Annotated in this window: 22 protein-coding genes; 8 read left to right on the top strand and 14 right to left on the bottom strand. The window is 45.4% G+C overall.

The genetic code is table 11. The features are described 5' to 3' along the window. The 9 genes from AB6E52_RS21300 to fkpA form a co-directional block, all read right to left on the bottom strand. A partial coding sequence (locus AB6E52_RS21300) for a GTP-binding protein (protein WP_246847629.1) occupies positions 1 to 268 on the bottom strand: 268 nt, incomplete at its 3' end. A gap of 147 nt (positions 269 to 415) precedes the next feature. After that, a complete protein-coding gene (fusA, locus tag AB6E52_RS21295; RefSeq protein WP_017061101.1) occupies positions 416 to 2,512 on the bottom strand; it encodes an elongation factor G in 2,097 nt (698 codons plus the stop codon). Positions 2,513 to 2,678: 166 nt separating this feature from the next. Next, positions 2,679 to 3,149 (bottom strand): 30S ribosomal protein S7, encoded by a 471-nt coding sequence (gene rpsG / locus AB6E52_RS21290; RefSeq protein ID WP_010435163.1) that lies wholly within the window; start codon positions 3,147 to 3,149, stop codon positions 2,679 to 2,681. 107 nt (positions 3,150 to 3,256) lie between these two features. Further along, a complete protein-coding gene (gene rpsL / locus AB6E52_RS21285) occupies positions 3,257 to 3,631 on the bottom strand; it encodes a 30S ribosomal protein S12 (protein ID WP_004737194.1) in 375 nt (124 codons plus the stop codon). Between the two features lie 182 nt (positions 3,632 to 3,813). Further along, positions 3,814 to 4,089 carry a sulfurtransferase complex subunit TusB gene (gene tusB, locus AB6E52_RS21280; RefSeq protein WP_017063711.1) on the bottom strand — a complete coding sequence of 92 codons (276 nt, stop codon included), beginning with the start codon at positions 4,087 to 4,089 and terminating at the stop codon, positions 3,814 to 3,816. Positions 4,090 to 4,097: 8 nt separating this feature from the next. Continuing rightward, positions 4,098 to 4,454 carry a sulfurtransferase complex subunit TusC gene (tusC, locus tag AB6E52_RS21275; protein ID WP_017063710.1) on the bottom strand — a complete coding sequence of 119 codons (357 nt, stop codon included), beginning with the start codon at positions 4,452 to 4,454 and terminating at the stop codon, positions 4,098 to 4,100. Further along, positions 4,451 to 4,840 (bottom strand): sulfurtransferase complex subunit TusD, encoded by a 390-nt coding sequence (gene tusD, locus AB6E52_RS21270; protein WP_017063709.1) that lies wholly within the window; start codon positions 4,838 to 4,840, stop codon positions 4,451 to 4,453. The genes tusC and tusD overlap by 4 nt, the downstream gene beginning before the upstream one ends. Then, positions 4,834 to 5,559 carry a transcriptional regulator gene (locus AB6E52_RS21265; RefSeq protein WP_004729851.1) on the bottom strand — a complete coding sequence of 242 codons (726 nt, stop codon included), beginning with the start codon at positions 5,557 to 5,559 and terminating at the stop codon, positions 4,834 to 4,836. Before AB6E52_RS21265 ends, tusD begins: the two co-directional genes overlap by 7 nt. 205 nt (positions 5,560 to 5,764) lie before the next feature. Next, positions 5,765 to 6,541 (bottom strand): FKBP-type peptidyl-prolyl cis-trans isomerase, encoded by a 777-nt coding sequence (fkpA, locus tag AB6E52_RS21260; protein WP_017068826.1) that lies wholly within the window; start codon positions 6,539 to 6,541, stop codon positions 5,765 to 5,767. A gap of 131 nt (positions 6,542 to 6,672) precedes the next feature. On the opposite strand from fkpA, the gene AB6E52_RS21255 reads away from it, so the two are divergent. Further along, positions 6,673 to 7,650 (top strand): WD40 repeat domain-containing protein, encoded by a 978-nt coding sequence (locus AB6E52_RS21255; protein ID WP_102320012.1) that lies wholly within the window; start codon positions 6,673 to 6,675, stop codon positions 7,648 to 7,650. A gap of 5 nt (positions 7,651 to 7,655) precedes the next feature. Next, a complete protein-coding gene (locus AB6E52_RS21250; RefSeq protein ID WP_009848930.1) occupies positions 7,656 to 7,883 on the top strand; it encodes a SlyX family protein in 228 nt (75 codons plus the stop codon). A gap of 180 nt (positions 7,884 to 8,063) precedes the next feature. Here AB6E52_RS21250 and AB6E52_RS21245 read toward each other — a convergent pair whose 3' ends face one another. From AB6E52_RS21245 to kefG, 5 genes are all read right to left on the bottom strand, one after another. After that, a complete protein-coding gene (locus tag AB6E52_RS21245) occupies positions 8,064 to 9,029 on the bottom strand; it encodes an isoaspartyl peptidase/L-asparaginase family protein (protein WP_102320011.1) in 966 nt (321 codons plus the stop codon). Positions 9,030 to 9,246: 217 nt separating this feature from the next. After that, the gene (gene slyD, locus AB6E52_RS21240; protein WP_017061108.1) at positions 9,247 to 9,837 is read right to left on the bottom strand and encodes a peptidylprolyl isomerase; all 591 of its coding nucleotides are present in this window, start codon (positions 9,835 to 9,837) and stop codon (positions 9,247 to 9,249) included. 94 nt (positions 9,838 to 9,931) lie between these two features. Further along, positions 9,932 to 10,132, bottom strand: coding sequence for a YheV family putative zinc ribbon protein (locus AB6E52_RS21235; protein WP_029235422.1), 201 nt, complete (start codon positions 10,130 to 10,132; stop codon positions 9,932 to 9,934). A 156-nt stretch (positions 10,133 to 10,288) separates the two neighbouring features. Beyond that, entirely contained in the window at positions 10,289 to 12,085 is a 1,797-nt protein-coding gene (gene kefB / locus AB6E52_RS21230) for a glutathione-regulated potassium-efflux system protein KefB (RefSeq protein ID WP_017063703.1), read from the bottom strand. Beyond that, on the bottom strand, positions 12,072 to 12,656 hold the full coding sequence (kefG, locus tag AB6E52_RS21225; RefSeq protein ID WP_050711690.1) for a glutathione-regulated potassium-efflux system ancillary protein KefG: 585 nt from the start codon (positions 12,654 to 12,656) through the stop codon (positions 12,072 to 12,074). The genes kefB and kefG overlap by 14 nt, the downstream gene beginning before the upstream one ends. A gap of 174 nt (positions 12,657 to 12,830) precedes the next feature. On the opposite strand from kefG, the gene AB6E52_RS21220 reads away from it, so the two are divergent. From AB6E52_RS21220 to crp, 6 genes are all read left to right on the top strand, one after another. Continuing rightward, a complete protein-coding gene (locus AB6E52_RS21220) occupies positions 12,831 to 14,753 on the top strand; it encodes an ABC transporter ATP-binding protein (protein ID WP_017061112.1) in 1,923 nt (640 codons plus the stop codon). After that, complete coding sequence (locus AB6E52_RS21215; protein ID WP_102320010.1) at positions 14,750 to 15,220, top strand: TIGR02444 family protein; 471 nt, start codon at positions 14,750 to 14,752, stop codon at positions 15,218 to 15,220. Before AB6E52_RS21220 ends, AB6E52_RS21215 begins: the two co-directional genes overlap by 4 nt. A 207-nt stretch (positions 15,221 to 15,427) precedes the next feature. Further along, positions 15,428 to 16,420 carry a hydrolase gene (locus AB6E52_RS21210; RefSeq protein WP_102320009.1) on the top strand — a complete coding sequence of 331 codons (993 nt, stop codon included), beginning with the start codon at positions 15,428 to 15,430 and terminating at the stop codon, positions 16,418 to 16,420. A 98-nt stretch (positions 16,421 to 16,518) separates the two neighbouring features. After that, positions 16,519 to 16,731 carry a YheU family protein gene (locus AB6E52_RS21205; RefSeq protein ID WP_010435208.1) on the top strand — a complete coding sequence of 71 codons (213 nt, stop codon included), beginning with the start codon at positions 16,519 to 16,521 and terminating at the stop codon, positions 16,729 to 16,731. Positions 16,732 to 16,808: 77 nt separating this feature from the next. After that, on the top strand, positions 16,809 to 17,678 hold the full coding sequence (locus AB6E52_RS21200) for a phosphoribulokinase (protein ID WP_010435210.1): 870 nt from the start codon (positions 16,809 to 16,811) through the stop codon (positions 17,676 to 17,678). A gap of 239 nt (positions 17,679 to 17,917) precedes the next feature. Then, positions 17,918 to 18,550, top strand: coding sequence for a cAMP-activated global transcriptional regulator CRP (gene crp / locus AB6E52_RS21195; RefSeq protein ID WP_004729651.1), 633 nt, complete (start codon positions 17,918 to 17,920; stop codon positions 18,548 to 18,550). Positions 18,551 to 18,622 lie beyond the last annotated feature (72 nt).

Below are 18,622 nucleotides of genomic sequence, written 5' to 3'. Positions count from 1 at the left end.
TAACATAATCCGCGTGTCCTGGACAGTCTACGTGTGCGTAGTGACGTGCTGGAGTGTCGTACTCAACGTGAGAAGTTGCGATTGTGATACCGCGCTCACGCTCTTCTGGAGCGTTATCGATAGATGCGAAATCTTTAGCAACACCGCCGTATACTTTTGCAAGAGTAGTACAGATAGCAGCAGTTAGAGTTGTTTTACCGTGGTCAACGTGGCCGATAGTACCAACGTTTACGTGCGGTTTCGTACGTTCAAATTTTTCTTTAGACACAATCGTGTTCCTTCCTAGTTATGATTCGCCACGTTCATTATTGAGCGAGACGCGCCAGAAATTGCTATTTTATGCGCCAACTCTCGTTAGCGCAATATTTGGACGCATTGTTCTTTCAAAAAATGAAAAAAAATGCCTTCCTTTTGTTTAACCACGCTCTGCAATGATTGCTTTTGCAACATTGTTAGGCACTTCAGCGTACTCACTAAACTCCATAGAGTAAGAAGCACGACCTTGTGTCGCAGAACGTAAATCAGTTGCGTAACCGAACATGACAGACAACGGAACTTGTGCACGAATTATCTTCAGGCCAGCTGTCCCCTCGTCCATACCTTCGATGATGCCGCGACGACGGTTAATATCGCCAACAACGTCACCCATCCAGTCTTCTGGAGTAGTTACTTCAACTTTCATCATAGGCTCAAGCAGAACCGGTTGCGCTTCAAGTGCACCCGTTCTGAAAGCCATAGAGGCAGCGATTGTAAACGCCATCTCACTTGAATCTGTTTCATGGTAAGAACCATCATATAGTGTAGCTTTGATATCCAAAACTGGATAGCCAGCAAGCACACCATTGTTCATCTGCTCTTCAACGCCTTTAGCAACTGAAGCGATAAACTCTTTCGGTACGATACCATTGGCAATTTCATCCACAAAGACAAAGCCTTCGCCAGCTTCTGATGGTTCTAGTTTCAGCCATACGTGACCGTACTGACCTTTACCACCATGTTCACGGATAAATTTACCTTCCGCTTTCGCTGTACCACGAATAGTCTCACGGTAAGCCACTTGCGGGTTACCAACGTTGCAGTTCACGCTAAATTCGCGCTTCATACGGTCAACGATGATATCTAAGTGTAGTTCACCCATACCAGAAATCAGAGTCTGGCCAGTTTCCGCATCCATATCAACGCGGAACGATGGGTCTTCCGCTGCTAGTTTACCTAGAGCGATAGTCATTTTATCTTGATCAGCTTGAGAGCTTGGCTCTACAACGATCTGAATAACTGGGTCTGGGAACTCCATGCGCTCAAGAACAATCTTATGGTTCTGGTCACAAAGGGTTTCACCAGTAGTCACATCTTTCAGGCCAATGATGGCTGCGATGTCACCTGCTCGTACTTCTTTTACTTCTTCTCGCTTGTTTGAGTGCATTTGAACAATGCGACCTAAGCGTTCACGTTGTTTCTTCACAGAGTTATAAGCTGTTTTACCGCTTTCAACAACACCAGAGTAAACACGGATGAAAGTTAAAGTACCAACGAATGGGTCTGTTGCAATCTTAAATGCTAGCGCTGAGAACGGTTCTTTGTCGTCTGCGTGACGCTCTGCTTCGTTCTCATCTTCATCGATACCTTTAATTGCAGGTACATCGACTGGAGAAGGAAGGAAATCAACAACTGCATCTAGAACAGCTTGTACACCTTTGTTTTTGAATGCACTACCACAAGTAGCAAGTACGATTTCATTATTAAGGGTACGAGTACGAAGACCTTGTTTGATTTCAGCTTCTGTTAGTTCACCTTCTTCAAGGTACTTATCCATCAGCTCTTCATTTGCTTCTGCAGCAGCTTCAACAAGTTCTGTACGATATTCTTCAGCCATTTCTTGCATGTCTGCAGGAATATCTTCGTACGTGAAAGTCATGCCTTGGTCAGCTTCATTCCAGTTAATTGCCTTCATCTTGATAAGATCGACAACGCCTTGGAAGTTTTCTTCAGCACCAATGTTCAGTTGAATTGGAACAGGAGTTGCGCCTAAGCGGTCCTTGATCTGTTCAACTACGCGCAAGAAGTCAGCGCCGGTACGGTCCATTTTATTAACGAAAACCATACGTGGAACTTGGTACTTATCAGCTTGACGCCATACTGTCTCTGACTGAGGTTCAACACCAGATGAGCCACAGAACACAACAACTGCACCATCAAGCACACGCAGAGAACGTTCTACTTCGATTGTGAAGTCAACGTGTCCAGGAGTGTCGATGATGTTAATACGGTGGTCCGAGAACTGAGCTTCCATACCACGCCAAAACGTAGTGGTTGCTGCTGAAGTGATCGTAATACCGCGCTCTTGCTCTTGCTCCATCCAGTCCATGGTTGCTGCACCATCGTGAACTTCGCCGATTTTGTGAGAAAGACCGGTATAGAACAGAATACGTTCACTTGTGGTTGTTTTACCTGCATCTACGTGAGCAACGATACCGATATTACGGTATTGCTCTATAGGAGTTTTACGAGCCACGGTTGAATCCTCTTATTAGAGACTTAGGGACTATTGCTATGTCTAGATTAGGCGTTAAAAGAGATGCTTCGCTAAAAATTGCTTGCCCTAGAAATAGCAATAGTTCCTAGCATAAGCATAGGAACTAAAGAAGTGCTGCAAGGAACCTTGCAGCACTAAAAAGGTATTACCAACGGTAATGTGCGAACGCTTTGTTTGCGTCAGCCATGCGGTGAACGTCTTCACGTTTCTTAACCGCAGTACCTTTGTTCTCAGACGCGTCTAGCATTTCAGCAGCTAGGCGTTGAGCCATAGATTTTTCACCACGCTTACGCGCAGCTTCAACTACCCAACGCATAGCAAGAGCGTTACGGCGAACCGGACGAACTTCTACAGGTACTTGGTAAGTTGAACCACCTACACGGCGAGATTTAACTTCTACCGCTGGGCGAACATTTTCAAGAGCTTCTTCAAATACAGCTAAGTGGTCTTTACCAGACTTCTCAGCCATTGAATCTAGTGCAGTGTAAACGATTTTTTCTGCAGTAGATTTCTTTCCGTCAACCATAAGGATGTTAACGAATTTTGCCAGCAATTCAGATTTGAACTTAGGATCTGGAAGGATCTTACGCTGACCTATTACGCGACGACGTGGCATGGATATTCTCCGTTGTCTTCTTCAGGTTTTTTCCAAAACTTTTCAGAATAATAAATAAAATAGTGTTTGGCCTTACTTAACGATTTCTTTTTAAAAAAGAGAATCAATTAAGACTTAGGACGTTTCACACCGTACTTAGAACGACCTTGTTTACGGTCGTTAACGCCAGCACAGTCAAGTGCGCCGCGAACAGTGTGGTAACGAACACCCGGAAGGTCTTTTACACGACCGCCACGGATTAGTACAACACTGTGCTCTTGTAGGTTGTGGCCTTCACCGCCGATGTACGAAGTTACTTCGAAACCGTTAGTTAGACGTACACGACATACTTTACGTAGTGCCGAGTTAGGTTTTTTAGGTGTAGTAGTGTAAACACGAGTACATACACCACGTTTTTGTGGGCACGCTTCTAGTGCAGGCACGTTGCTTTTAACAACTTGCTTTACACGAGGTTTGCGAACCAACTGGTTAATAGTTGCCATTAACTAGCTCCTGAAATTTACTTGAAAGTAAGCTTTGTGAAAAATCTATCCCTAATCACAAGTCGTAATTAGGGACGCAAAATTCTATTCAGCAGTGGGAGGTGTGTCAAGAAATATACAGATCTTTTTTAGCCGTCTAGAGCTCAGGATGGTCTACTTTTAACCAAACTGATAAAACACAGCTACCAAGTGACTGATTTGTCGTTCAAAACCGTCAGTTTAACGAAGCCATCGAAGTCAACTTGATCAATGGTACTTGAGACAAGTAGTTGTAAACCTCGGCTATCGAGATCTGGTTTTAACACCGACACCTGCTCTACTGCGCAGATTTGAGTGAATAACTCATGATTGGGAAGGCAAACATACACCGCATCTTCCACCAAAAGATACTGATCTTGTGGCTGAGAATAGGTCAATGCGAGTTTAAGTTTGTCGACTGATTTTACAATATGAAGCATAGCGTCCCCTAGAAAGTCAGTATCTGTTGGCACTGAGCTAACTTCTGCGTTAACTCGTCGGCTTCAACGGTGGTCACATCGATCAGCAGGTTGTCTGCTGAAAGACCAAACTGACTCAGACTACGCTGACACACATACACCTGTTCGATGTCGTACAGGTCCATAAGTTTGAATGCAGAGATGTAGTCACGCGATAGTGTTTCGTCGGGCTGCTGCGCTTTGAGAAGCTGTGTCACGCCATCGCCAACAAAGAACACGGCAATGTCTTCACTATATGCGGACGCAGCAAGCAGGGCGTCTAACCCTTCTCTACCCGCAGCGGTCGTATGAGGGAAACTGTTAAATATAAAGGCTAACTTTCTCAAAACTGCACAACCCTATCTTGCGTTAGTAGCGCTTCCGATAAGCTCCCTAATCCGGCTTGAGTAAATCCAGTGGCTAGGTTAGAGGCACTTAGTTGATGTTGCTCTGCTTCTTCAGAGCTAATCACTCCGCGTCTTAGCGCAGCTGCCACACAGGTTTCAAGGCTAACATCGTGTTCATCAGCCAGCTTTTGCCAAGCAGAAGCTAAATCAAATTCATCGTTAGCCGGTACGGTAAGGTCTGAGCCGTTACTGACGCCATCTTGATAGAAGAACACACTGTGAAGTTTGTGGCCCTGTTTAATCAGAGCCACGGCAAACTGGTAGGCACTTCTTGCTGACTGTGAGCCATAGACTGGCCCATTCACTAGGAGTGTATAGCTTAGCAACCCTCTTCATCCTCTGTTTTACGTTGGCGGATGTATAGGTACACGGTGTGCTTAGAGATGTTCAGTCGCTCAGCAACGCGGTTGATCGCGTCTTTAATATCGAAAATACCTTTGTCGTACAGCTCCATCACGATCTGACGGTTCTTAGTATTGTTCGATACCGATTTGTCAGCGTTAATTTCTTCAATGGTGCGTTCAACCGTTTGGTCGACAAGTTCTTCAACGTCACTAGCGAAGTTAACCGATGATGCGGCTTCGTCTGCGTCTTGTGTAGGCATGAACGATTGCAGCACTTGTGAGAATGGCGCGTCTAGATTCACGTTAATACACAGTAGGCCAATCACTCGGTCTTCACCGTTGCGGATAGCAACCGTGATCGACTTCATCAACACTCCGCCTTTAGCGCGAGTGAAGTATGAACGTGAGAAGTTACGCTTAGAACCTTCAATATCTTTTAGCATCTTCAATGCAAGATCGGTGATCGGCGAGCCAACCTGACGACCTGTATTTTCGCCGTTGGCAATTTTAATCGCAGAAGTATTGAGGTCTTCTAAAGAGTGCAAAACGATTTCACAAAACGGACCAATAAGGCTCGCAATACCGTCAACAACGGCCTCATAAGATCTTAGAATGATTTTATCGTGTTCACTGAATGGCATAACGTGGACTGATTCCATTTCAAGTAACACATCTGCATTGACTGTTTCTGTAGTAGTCACTTATTCCTTACCTTCGTGTGAAAAATCAACAAATTTATGTAAGTTTATCAGAAAATTTTAATTGCACACCTAGCTAACATTGCAACTAGTGATTTAGAACAAGTTTAAAAATCAAATACTCATCTTCAAATCATAAAAAAAGCCTAACTCAAAGTTAGGCTTTTTATTCAATCAACGTATTTTAGTACGAGGCTTTTAACCGATATTACTGTGCAGGAGCTGCTTCAGCGTTATCGATGTTTAGTAGTTCTACTTCGAATACTAGCGTTGAGTTAGCAGGGATAGTCGGTGTGTCTTGCTCACCGTATGCTAGCTCTGGCGGGATAACGAACTTGTACTTAGAACCAACTTGCATCAGTTGTACGCCTTCAGTCCAGCCTGGGATTACGCGGTTAAGTGGGAATGTTGCTGGTTCACCACGATCGTAAGAGCTGTCGAACTGAGTACCGTCTGTTAGCGTACCTTTGTAGTGTACTTGAACGGTATCAGTGTCTTTTGGAGAAGCGCCTTCACCAGCAGTCATTACTTGGTAAAGTAGACCAGACTCAGTTTGCTCTACGCCTTCAGTCTTTGCGAACTCAGCGCGGAAGTCATCACCTGCTTTCTTAGTTTCAGCTGATTTCTCTGCCGCTTGTGCTTGCATAGTTTCAGCAACACGCTTGTCTAGAGCTTCAAGAGCTGCGCGAGTTTCTTCTTCGTTCAGTGCAGTTTTCTCTGCGAATACGTCTTCGATACCTTGAAGAACCATATCTTTGTCTAGGTTAATACCTAGTTCGCTTGGCTTATCAATGCTTGTGCTTAGGTAGTTAGCGAAAGATACGCCGATTGCGTATGCCGCTTTGTCGTCTTCTGTTTTAAAGTTTACTGCTTCAACTTTAACTTCTTCAACCTGTGGAGCTTCTGCCTTTGGTTCTTCTTTCTGACAACCAACTGCTAGCATAACCGTTGCGGCAAGCAGTGATACTTTTAAAACTGATTTCATTGAATTCTCCAATTAATGGCCAAGCCATTGGTTATTGTGCACAAATCTAATGATTAGATTGGTGTGAATACGTTAGTTATAACAATATACTAGTCATATGTCTTTCGACACAAACCGGATTATTAGATGTGATGCGAATATTTTTCCACTCATTGCTATGTACAATTGTCATCGCCTTGTTAAATGGATGTTTTTTCTTCCAAGATGATGAGCAACGTTGGGAAATAGAACCCAATGGTGCCACCAGCTTTGCCCTTAGCAGAGATGGACGCTTCGCCCTGCTCTACTCTCAGAAAAAACAACTATTGCTTTGGGACCTTGCCGAAAACAAAGAGTTAGCTCAACTCGGCCCACAAGATCAATTAGAAAACCAAGTATCGCGTATCCGTATCTCGGACAATGGCCGCTTTGCCATTACCGCAAGCCAGATGAACTTCGCCGTTTGGGACCTCTCTTGGACTCAAGCACAAGGGCTTTGGTCTATCTCCGATGGCTTAATTCGCGATGTCGATATCTCTAGCAATGGTGAAAAAGTATTGCTTGGCCTGTCTAATGGCAAAGCGATCTATGTGGACTTAGTCACCGGACGCCGTCTTGAGTTCCTTGCTCACCGAGAAAAAGTTAATTCTGTTTCCCTTTCTTCCAATGGTCGCTACGCATTATCAGGTGGCAACGACTATAAAGCCTACCTGTGGGATACCGAGTCAGGCTTGGTATTACGCACCTTTGAGCATGAACAAAGAGTAGTACGAGTCGCGCTACAACGCGATGGCGAGCTGGCTTTTACCTCTGATGGCGGCAATCAAGCGATGATTTGGGATCTTGAAACGGGCGAACCTCAAGCGCAATTGCAAAGCTGGTCTCGACAGTTGATTTTTTCGAGTGCTCGTTTTTCTGATGACGGCAGCATGTTGGTGACGGGCACGCCATCCAGCCAAGTGAGTGTGTGGAATACTCAGGATGGCAAACGAATTTCTCGCCACGATGCTGAGCCACTAAAAGATGCTCGCCCTCCTCGTGCGGTAGTGTATGATGCAGCCTTTGATGATAAGAACCGTGTGATATCGGGCACCTCTGCGGGCATTGCCCAAGCTTGGAATGTGGATTAAGAACGATGACAGAAAAGCGAGTTGAACAACTAGAAAGCCGCGTAAATGACCTAGAGTGTCAGCTAGCTTTCCAAGAACAGACCATTGAAGAACTCAATGAAGCGCTTAGCCAACAACAAATGTTAATCACGAGAATGCAAGATCAGATGAAGTTCGTGGTTGGCAAAGTAAAAAATATGGATGGCTCTAATCTAGCTGACGCATCAGAAGAGACGCCACCTCCACACTATTAAGTGCGGTTCAAAATAACCAATTAAATCTAACGACGCATATCGTTAGTTTCTCGTCCTCAATGTGTAAACACATTTCAGGACGGGACATAGAAAACTAAAAGGGCGACAGATACTTATCTGTCGCCCTTTTGTTTATTTCATCTCAGTGAATAAGCTAAAGCCAATTAAGCCGATACCAACTTAGTCGTCGGCATAAATCTTCACTTCAACACGACCTTGAGTATCAACGCTTGCACGATACATTCCTGAGCTGTTCATACCAAAATGTATATCGCCTTGGCCATCGATAGCGATCAAGCCACCTTCTCCACCCATGGTTTTCAATTCACCTTGAATGATCGTTTCACAAGCGGTGTGCACATCTTCTTTCAGATAACGCATTCGTGCTGCGACATCACTGGCGACCATTTTACGTAGGAAGAACTCACCCATCCCGGTTGTTGAGACGGCAACATTGCCATTTTCAGCGATGGTTCCTGCACCAATGATCGGAGAGTCACCCACACGACCGTATTTCTTATTGGTCACGCCACCGGTACTGGTTGCTGCCGCTAAGTTACCCGCTTGGTCTAATGCGACCGCACCAACCGTGCCGTACTTTTTATCGTCAGGGTATTTCTCAGCTTGCTGTTCATCATATTTCGCTTCAGACAGAGCAAAGATGCCTTTCTCTTTCATCGACTGAAGTTGGTCATAGCGGCACTCAGTAAAGAAGTAGTCTTGCTCGGTAAAGGTGTAGTCATGCTCAAACGCAAACTTCTCGGCACCTTCACCAATCAGCAACACATGGTCGCTTTTCCGCATCACATCACGTGCAAGCTCAATTGGGTTTTTGATATGGCGAACGCCTGCAATAGCACCTGCATCCATTTCGCGGCCATGCATCACAGAAGCGTCCATCTCAACAAATTCATCATGCGTTAAAACAGAGCCCCTACCGGCATTAAAGTGCGGGCTGTCTTCCATCACCTTAACCGATGCCACTACCGCATCCAGAGCATCACCACCCGATTGCAATATTTGATAACCAGCCAAAACCGATTTTTCCAAAGCCTCGGTAATACCCGCTTTTAATTCATAGCTCATTTGCTCGCGCAAGATGGTTCCTGCACCACCATGAATGGCAATTGAAAAAGGCTGTGACATACAAACTCTCCACTGACGTCGTCTTATAATGTTGTGCTATCAATACCACATCCATGGTTCGATGTCTGATAACGAAAACCAAACTTTTACGAATGCTTAGATTTGCGGACACTTAGTTTGGTAGAGAAAAGCGAGGTCAAAAAGCGAGACTCCTAAACGCAAAAAGCCTCCACAAGGGAGGCTTTCAAGATTCTTAAACTAAACCGTTAATTCGGTATTAGTGAGAACCACAGCTACCGCCGCCGCAGCAGCCGTCTTTTTTCTCTTCACCGTGGTCATGGCCTTCGCCACCACAGCAACCGCCTTCGTGGTCATGATCGTGGTCGTGACCGCCACAGCCGCCTTCTTGGTGTACGTGACCGTGTTGAACTTCTTCTTCAGTCGCTTCACGAACCGCTACAACTTCAACGTCAAACGTTAGAGTTTGGCCAGCTAGCATGTGGTTACCATCAACAACAACTTCGTCGCCATCTACTTCAGTAACTTCAACTGGGATTGGACCTTGGTCAGTATCCGCTAGGAAACGCATGCCAACTTCGATTTGCTCAACACCTTGGAATACGTCAGCAGGAACACGTTGAACTAGTGCGTCGTTGTGTTCGCCGTATGCGTCTTCTGGAGTAACAGTTGCAGAGAACTTGTCGCCAGCTACTTTGCCTTCAAGCTCTTTTTCAAGACCTGTAATTAGGTTGTTGTGACCGTGAAGGTAATCTAGTGGAGCTTCTGCAGTTGATTGGTCAACTACTACGCCATCTTCAAGTTTCACTTGATATGCAACACTAACTACTACGTTCTTTTCAATTTTCATGAGAGCTCCAAGGAGGTTTGGACTAAGCTCGAACAGTTGAGCTTAGGAAAAATTCTGTACCGGGATATTATGGGGATCAATTAACGAAACTCAATCATTCTGGCTTAAAAATACCGATCATTTCTTGATTCGCGTGTTCAGATTTCTCTACAGTTTTCGGTTTACGCTGTTCTGTGAAGTCACAATCGACACATTCCACCAGCTCGATATTATTTTCAATCCACCAACGGAGTGTGTCTTGAGTGTTGCAACTTGGGCAGCTTGCCCCTGCGATAAAGCGTTTTTTCTGTTTCACGTTCATATCCTTTACTACTCTGGATTCGCGGTTCTTCCCACTCACTTTATTGATAAGTTAAGCAGAGACCGCGTTTATTATTAGGTTAGTTCTATAGTCTGTTATTTCTATGCCCAAGCTCTATTTCTAAGCTCAAGCATGAGTTATCACTTCAAGCTACTGCCAATAGTTTCGAGATTGGTGATCGTTTTCCATCTCGTGTCCAAAGATCTCTTCAAGTTCTTTACGAGCCTCTTTCGCTCTTTGGGCTAACTCTGCATCTTCGTTATGCTGAGGCAGCAACTCTTTCAGCATACCATTATCCAACTTTCTAAAGTGTGCTTCTGCTCGCTTCGCTTTATATGGATGCATGCCAAGTTCAGTCAATGTTTGACGACCTAAATCCAATGCTCCAAGGAAGGTTTCACGCGAATAGTTACTCACACCGTGGTTAAGTAGTTGATACGCTTCAACACGGCTTCGTGCACGCGCCAAGATCTTTAAGCGTGGGAAGTGCTGCTTACATAAATCGACGGTTTTCATGATTTCATCTGGGGAGTCAGTACACAACACAATCGCCTCTGCTTTATCAGCACCAGCTGCGCGTAATAGCTCTAGGTGAGTCGAGTCTCCGTAAAACACCTTGTAGCCGAACTTTCTAAGGATGTGTATTTGGCTGGCATCACTTTCAAGGACAGTGATACGAATCTTGTTGGCATACATCAGACGACCAATGATCTGACCAAAACGACCAAAGCCCGCAATAATCACTCGAGGGCTGCGATCAACCACATCCGAAGACATCGCACTTTCACTGATTTGATTAAGCTGACGTGCAAAGAATCGGTCTTGCAGTTTAAGCATCAATGGCGTGGTCACCATAGAAAGGCTCACAACCACCAGTAAGAACGACACTTGTTCGCCACTTAAGATGCCTTGAGCACTCGCCGCAGTAAAAATAACGAAAGCGAACTCACCACCTTGGCTAAGGATCATCGCCATTCGGCTGCGTGCTTTAGCTTGAGTGCCGAAGATACGAGCCAGCGCATACAGCACCAAACCTTTCAATACGACTAGCGACGACACTGCAATAAGTATTGCGAATGGGCTTTCTGCCAGTAGACCTAGGTTTACCGCCATACCCACAGAGATAAAGAACAGACCAAGCAGTAAACCTTTGAATGGATCAATCGCGATCTCAAGCTCGTGTCGATATTCACTTTCAGCCAGAAGTACGCCCGCTAGGAAGGTACCTAATGCCATCGACAAGCCAATCCGTTGCATGATCACAGCAATACCAATCACAAGTAACAGCGCCGCGACGGTGAATAACTCACGCACACCACTCATCACTACGTATCGGAAAAGTGGTCTCAACAAGAAGTGGCCACCGACCAGTAGGCCAATCACGCCACCCAGCATCCACAGCATGTCAGCCCAGCTACCGCCGGTATTACCCGCAAGTAGAGGCAACATTGCTAGCATTGGAATAACAGCGATATCTTGGAAAAGCAGTACTGCAAAGCCCGACTGCCCTGCTTCTTTGCCGCCGAGCTCTCGCTCTTCAATAACACGCAAGGCAATCGCAGTCGAAGACAGCGCCAAACCCATACCTATCACGAGACTGGTTTGCCAGGTTAATCCAAATAGACAGGCGATGGCGGTAATAATTAGAGTGGTGATCAGCACTTGCGCGCCGCCCAACCCGAGAATGGGGGCTCGCATCTGCCACAGTTTTTTCGGGTTAAGCTCTAAACCAATCAGGAAGAGCAGCAGTACCACCCCGAATTCGGAGAAGTGTAGAATCGCTTCGACATCACTGATTAAGCCCAGCCCCCATGGGCCAATTGCCACGCCCGCTAATAAGTAACCAAGTACTGAACCCAAACCGGCGCGCTGTGCGATAGGAACCGCAACCACAGCAGCCGCTAAAAATATAACGCTACTTTGTAGAAAATCATTAGTCAGAGCCATCATCTGCTCCTATATCTTGTAGCGGGTCTCGCAACCAATTTCGATACGCTTCGGCGTGTTGGTAACGCGTCATATCGGAGACATTTCGTGCCCAGTGTAAAACCAAAGGGGATATCCAATTCATCTGACACAAAGCAGCGGTAAGCTCGAATGGTTGCAAGATCTCTTGTAATGGATATTTATTATAACCTGCGGCACCAAACGCCTCTTCTTTACCACCGGTAGTAATCACACTGCGCCAGTGTTTGCCTTTAAGCGCACTTTGCTCACCAAAAGCAAAGCCCTTGCCTAACACGCGATCAAACCACTCTTTTAACAATGAAGGGCAGGAATACATAAACAGAGGATGCTGAAACACGATCACATCGTATTGAAGGAGCAATTCATGCTCATAAGGCACATCAATAAAGAAGTCAGGGTAGATGGCGTAGAGATCATGAACTTTGACATGACCGAGCGACTCTACCTTCTTAACCATCATCTGGTTAGCAATAGAGGTTTGCGGCTCTGGGTGCGCGTAGATGATCAACACCTTTGGCACGACTTTGTCTGTCGAGGGAGTATTACTCATTCCTTTGAAACATTCCTTTGAGGGCTAAACGGTGGCAAGGCCACAAGAATTTAAGCAAAAGTTATTAATATGTTATTGGCATCATAACGCAAATTGCATTGTGATCGACTTTTATCTGGTTTCAGCCTACTATGCAGGCGTCTGTTCACCTCTAATTTCTATGCTATTTCAATTATGATTACTTTCTCTGATATTCAATTGCTACGCGGCGGTAAGCCACTCCTCGACCAAGCATCTGCGACTTTTCACCCTGGCGACAAGATCGGTTTGGTTGGTAAAAACGGCTGTGGTAAATCTACGCTATTCGCCTTAATTAAGGACGAACTGTCTATTGATGCGGGCTCATTCAGCAAACCTGCCCATTGGGAAATGGCTTGGGTTGCTCAAGAAACCCCTGCATTAGAAAGAACAGCAATTGAATACGTGATTGATGGTGACCGTGAATACCGCGGCCTTGAAGATCAACTAGAGAAAGCTGAACAAGCCGACAATGGCACATTGGTAGCAGAGATCCACGGCAAGATTGAAACCATTGGTGGTTACAGCATAAAGGCACGTGCTGCCGAGTTACTGGATGGCCTAGGCTTTAGCCAAGAACAAATGACATGGAACCTGACTCAATTCTCAGGTGGTTGGCGTATGCGTTTGAACCTAGCGCAAGCCCTACTGTGTCGCAGTGACCTACTGCTACTCGATGAGCCTACCAACCACTTGGATTTAGACGCAGTAATGTGGTTAGAGCGTTGGTTACAAAGCTACCCTGGCACGCTAGTGCTTATCTCGCACGATAGAGACTTCTTAGACCCTATCGTCAACCGCATCGTGCACGTTGAAAACCAACAGCTCAATGAGTACACGGGTAACTACTCATCGTTCGAAACCCAACGAGCGCAAAAACTGATTCTGCAACAAGCGATGTACCAAAAGCAGCAGAAACAGATGTCTCACATGCAGAGCTACATTGACCGTTTCCGTTACAAAGCTTCAAAGGCTCGCCAAGCGCAAAGCCGTATTAAAGCGCTAGAGAAAATGGAACAAGTGCTGCCTGCTCAGTTTGATAATCCATTCAGCTTTGAGTTTAGAGAACCAGACGCGCTACCAAATCCAATCATGATGATGGATGAAGTATCAGCGGGCTATGATGACAATCTGATTCTAGAGAAAATTCGCCTGAACCTAGTACCGGGTAGCCGTATTGGTCTACTTGGTCGAAATGGTGCTGGTAAATCAACACTGATTAAACTGCTTTCTGGCGAACTTAAACAGCAAGGCGGTGAACTGAGTTATTCGCAAGGCGTTAAGATTGGTTACTTTGCACAGCACCAGTTAGAAACGTTGCACCCAGAAGAAACACCGCTGCAGCACATGATGCAGATTGCCCCTAAACACACCGAGCAACAATTGCGTGATTACCTAGGTAGCTTCGGTTTCCAAGGTGAAAAAGCGCTCGATAAAGTGGCACCCTTCTCTGGTGGTGAAAAAGCGCGTTTAGTATTAGCGCTACTGGTATGGCAAAAACCGAACCTGTTGCTACTCGATGAACCAACCAACCACTTGGATCTCGACATGCGTCAAGCGCTGACTTTTGCCCTGCAGACGTTTGAAGGCGCAATGGTTATCGTATCGCACGACCGTTACCTACTGCGTGCAACTACCGATGATTTATACCTTGTACACGACCGCCAAGTCGCACCGTTTGATGGTGACTTAAGCGATTACTACAAGTGGCTAACCGAGCAACAGAAAGTTGAGCGCAAAGAAGCACAAGCATTGGCACCAGCCAAAGACGGCGCCAACAGTGCAGCAGCGAAAAAAGAGCAGAAACGTAAAGAAGCCGAGTTCCGTAAACTGACGGCACCACTTCGTAAAAAGCTCACTCAATTTGAAAAGCAGATGGATAAATTAACGCAGGCTCTTGAAGAAGCTGAGCAAGAATTATCCGACACATCACTGTATGAAGCTGAAAATAAGGCTAAACTGAATAAAGTACTCGCTCTCCAAGCGAGCAGTAAGTCACAGCTAGAAGAAGTTGAAATGGATTGGATGTCCACTCAAGAAGAGCTTGAGCAGATGGAACAGGATATGGATAGCTTATGAGCCCAGAGCACGCCCCAATATCACTAACACTGGAACGACTATGGCAATTTAGCCTTCAGTATTACAGTGTGCGCGGTGTAAAGGATGCGTGCTTAGCTTTGCAAAACCAGTTCCACGGCAACGTCAATCTACTGCTGCTTCTCAAATGGCTTGATGAGCAGCAATTGTCTTTTGCTGAAGAAGAGTGGCATAAAGTTCAACAGTGTTTAAGCCGCTCTGAAGCCCTGCTTCATAGCTATCGAGAGCTGCGTAAGCACCTCAAACCTCAAGTCGTCGATTCCCTCTACCGTGAAGCTCTCCAATTTGAACTGCAGTTAGAGAAGCAACAGCAATCTGATCTCGTCGACTGCATTAATTCTCTTCAGCTTACGGCTAACCAGCAATCACCACTCGCTTTTCAATACTGTCGTTTATTAGGGGCTGAAAACCTCTACGACGCTTTTTCTGAACCAGCACCACAGCCCTAGCTCGTTCTCTTTCCCTTTTATTCAATCAAGATCCAAGCTTAACCTTGATATTATTCAAACGGTTACCCATAGTCTGTTTTTGTATCTCGTATAAGTGAAGCCTTGCGCTTATGCCGAGAATCAACCAAGCTCAAATAAAAACGTGGGCGTTTCGTTACAAACTCAACACGTTATCAAAACCCGTATAAAGAAGCATGGATCGTTTTTATGACAATATTTACCGCAGCTGCTGGTCTCTCTAATCCGCACTTACAAACCTTAGTGCCACGGTTTATTAGGAAGCAGGCGCTGTTTCATCCTCACTGGCAAACCTTAGAAACACCCGATGGTGACTTTCTTGATCTTGCTTGGAGCGAATCACCAGACGGTGACACCTCAAATAAAAATGATCGCAGTAGCAAGCCGATATTCGTTCTATTCCACGGTTTAGAAGGTAGCTTTGAGAGCCCTTATGCCAATGGATTAATGAATGCGTTTGCTAAAGATGGTTGGTTGTCCGTGATGATGCACTTCAGAGGCTGCAGCGGAAAACCCAATCGCCTGGCTCGCGCTTACCATTCAGGTGAAGTCGAAGATGCGCGCTTTTTTCTAAGACACCTGCACGCCCAGTTTCCGAATAACCCTAAGGTTGCGGTTGGCATATCTTTAGGTGGAAACATGCTGGCGAACTATTTGGCTGAGTACGCAGACGACCCATTGCTGTCGGCGGCGACCATCGTATCTGCTCCTTTTGACTTAGCGTGTTGCTCGAGTCGTATTGAGCGCGGTTTCTCCAAGCTTTATAAGAAGTACCTGCTCAACTCTCTAAAATCGAATGCGTTAAAAAAAGTTAACCTGCTACAGGAAAAACTTGGCATCACAGCTGAAACCATCAAAAAAATAGACAAACTGTATGAGTTTGATGAAAGGATCACTGCGCCTCTGCATGGATTTAAGAATGCTCAAGACTACTATGCTCAATGTTCAGCGCTTCCAAAACTGAATAAGATTAAGCTACCGACTCAGATCATTCATGCTAAAGACGATCCTTTCATGACTGATGATGTTATTCCAAAATTCGTACTTCCAGACAATATTGATTATCGCTTGTTTCAGAAAGGTGGCCATGTGGGGTTCATTACCGGTAGCACGCTCAAGCCCAGGTTTTGGCTAGAAGAAGCATTGCCAGCCTACTATGAAAGTATCCAAGATTCGGCATAATGACCGAGCCTTTTTAAGGACTGAGTGGTAGACGTCACTAGACGCAGTAATCAACACATCAATAAACCTATTTATGAACATAAAAGAGAGAAGTATTTATGATCATCCCATGGCAAGACATTGCACCAGAAACACTGGAAAACCTCATCAAAGAGTTCGTGCTGCGTGAAGGTACAGACTACGGTGATGTAGAGGTTTCATTGCAAAACAAGATTGACCAAGTGAAACATCAATTAGCCTCAGGAGAAGTCAGTATCGTATTTTCTGAGCTGCATGAAACCGTTGATATTCAAGTCACAAAACGCTTCTAGGCTGCGCTCATAAAGGAGCCGTGTTATAGTGGTAAACGATTGCTAACAAGTAAGTTACTCAAAAGACAAGGGTTGTCATGTCCGCTAAACATCCAATTATTGCGGTGACGGGTTCATCAGGAGCCGGCACCACCACCACCTCAGAAGCCTTCCGTAAAATGTTCAATATGATGGACGTGAAGGCCGCTTGGGTTGAAGGGGATAGTTTCCATCGCTTCACTCGACCAGAGATGGATGTCGAGATCCGTAAAGCGCGCGAGCAAGGTAAGCACATCAGCTACTTTGGTCCACAAGCCAACGACTTTGGTGCGCTAGAAGAGTTCTTCCGTAAATACGGTAACGAAGGTACAGGCAAGGTACGTAGCTACCTGCACACGTTCGATGAAGCCGTTCCTTACAATCAAATGCCAGGCACCTTTACGCCATGGCAAGAGATCCCAGAAAATTCAGATGTGATGTTTTACGAAGGCCTGCACGGCGGTGTGGTTGATGGCGATATCAATGTTTCTCAACACGTCGACTTGCTGATCGGCATGGTACCTATCGTCAACTTAGAATGGATCCAGAAATTCGTTCGCGACACACGCGATCGTGGTCATTCTCGTGAAGCAGTAATGGACTCGATTGTTCGCTCGATGGATGATTACCTTAACTACATTACTCCTCAGTTTTCGCGTACTCACATCAACTTTCAGCGTGTTCCAACGGTAGACACATCAAACCCTCTCAACGCTAAAGGGATCCCAAGTTTAGACGAAAGCTTCGTTGTTATACGTTTGCGCGGCATCAAAAACGTCGATTTCCCTTACCTTTTAGCTATGATTGATGGCTCATTTATGTCTCGCCACAACACGCTTGTGGTACCAGGAGGGAAGATGAGTTTTGCTATGGAGCTCATTGTAAGGCCGATCCTACAACAACTCATCGAAACCGGAAAAATTGGTTAACAGAGCACCATTCTGGTTGATTACTTTTCATACCGTGATCATGTGCACAATTTTGCGTAAAAAATCGTAGCTTGGTCACGATTAAAATCAAGAAATAGTACCTGAAAAAGGATACTATTCTTAAACGAAACACAAGATAGCTTGCAGCGCTCAACGAGTGCTCTTATCCTACAAGTCAATCCAGGCTTAGCTAAAATACGGAAAGCGGCAAGCATACCCTGCAGAGGAAGTGAGATATTATGGTTCTAGGTAAACCTCAAACCGATCCAACATTAGAGTGGTTCCTTTCACACTGTCATATTCATAAGTACCCATCAAAAAGTACTTTGATTCATGCTGGTGAAAAGGCAGAAACCTTGTACTACATTGTTAAAGGTTCTGTGGCAGTTCTTATCAAAGACGAAGAAGGTAAGGAAATGATTCTTTCTTACCTAAACCAAGGCGACTTCATCGGTGAGCTAGGCTTATTCGAAGAAGACCAAGAGCGTACAGCTTGGGTTCGTGCAAAATCTCCTTGTGAAGTAGCTGAAATTTCTTTCAAGAAATTCCGTCAACTTATCCAAGTGAACCCAGACATCCTAATGCGTCTATCAGCGCAAATGGCAAACCGTCTACAAGTAACTAGCCAAAAAGTTGGTGACTTAGCGTTCCTTGACGTAACTGGTCGTATCGCACAAACGCTACTAAACCTAGCAAAACAACCAGATGCAATGACTCACCCTGACGGCATGCAAATCAAGATCACTCGCCAAGAGATTGGCCAGATCGTTGGTTGTTCTCGTGAGACAGTTGGTCGTATCTTGAAGATGCTAGAAGAGCAGAACCTAATTTCTGCACACGGTAAAACTATCGTGGTATATGGCACTCGTTAATCTCGATTAACTGAGCCTAAATCGAGTAGGAGGAGGCCTCACGGCCTCCGTCCTCTCACACCACCGTACAAG

Source organism: Vibrio sp. 10N.247.311.13, from assembly GCF_041467595.1.
Taxonomy (GTDB): domain Bacteria; phylum Pseudomonadota; class Gammaproteobacteria; order Enterobacterales; family Vibrionaceae; genus Vibrio; species Vibrio crassostreae_C.
This window is presented reverse-complemented; position numbering and strand designations above follow the sequence as displayed.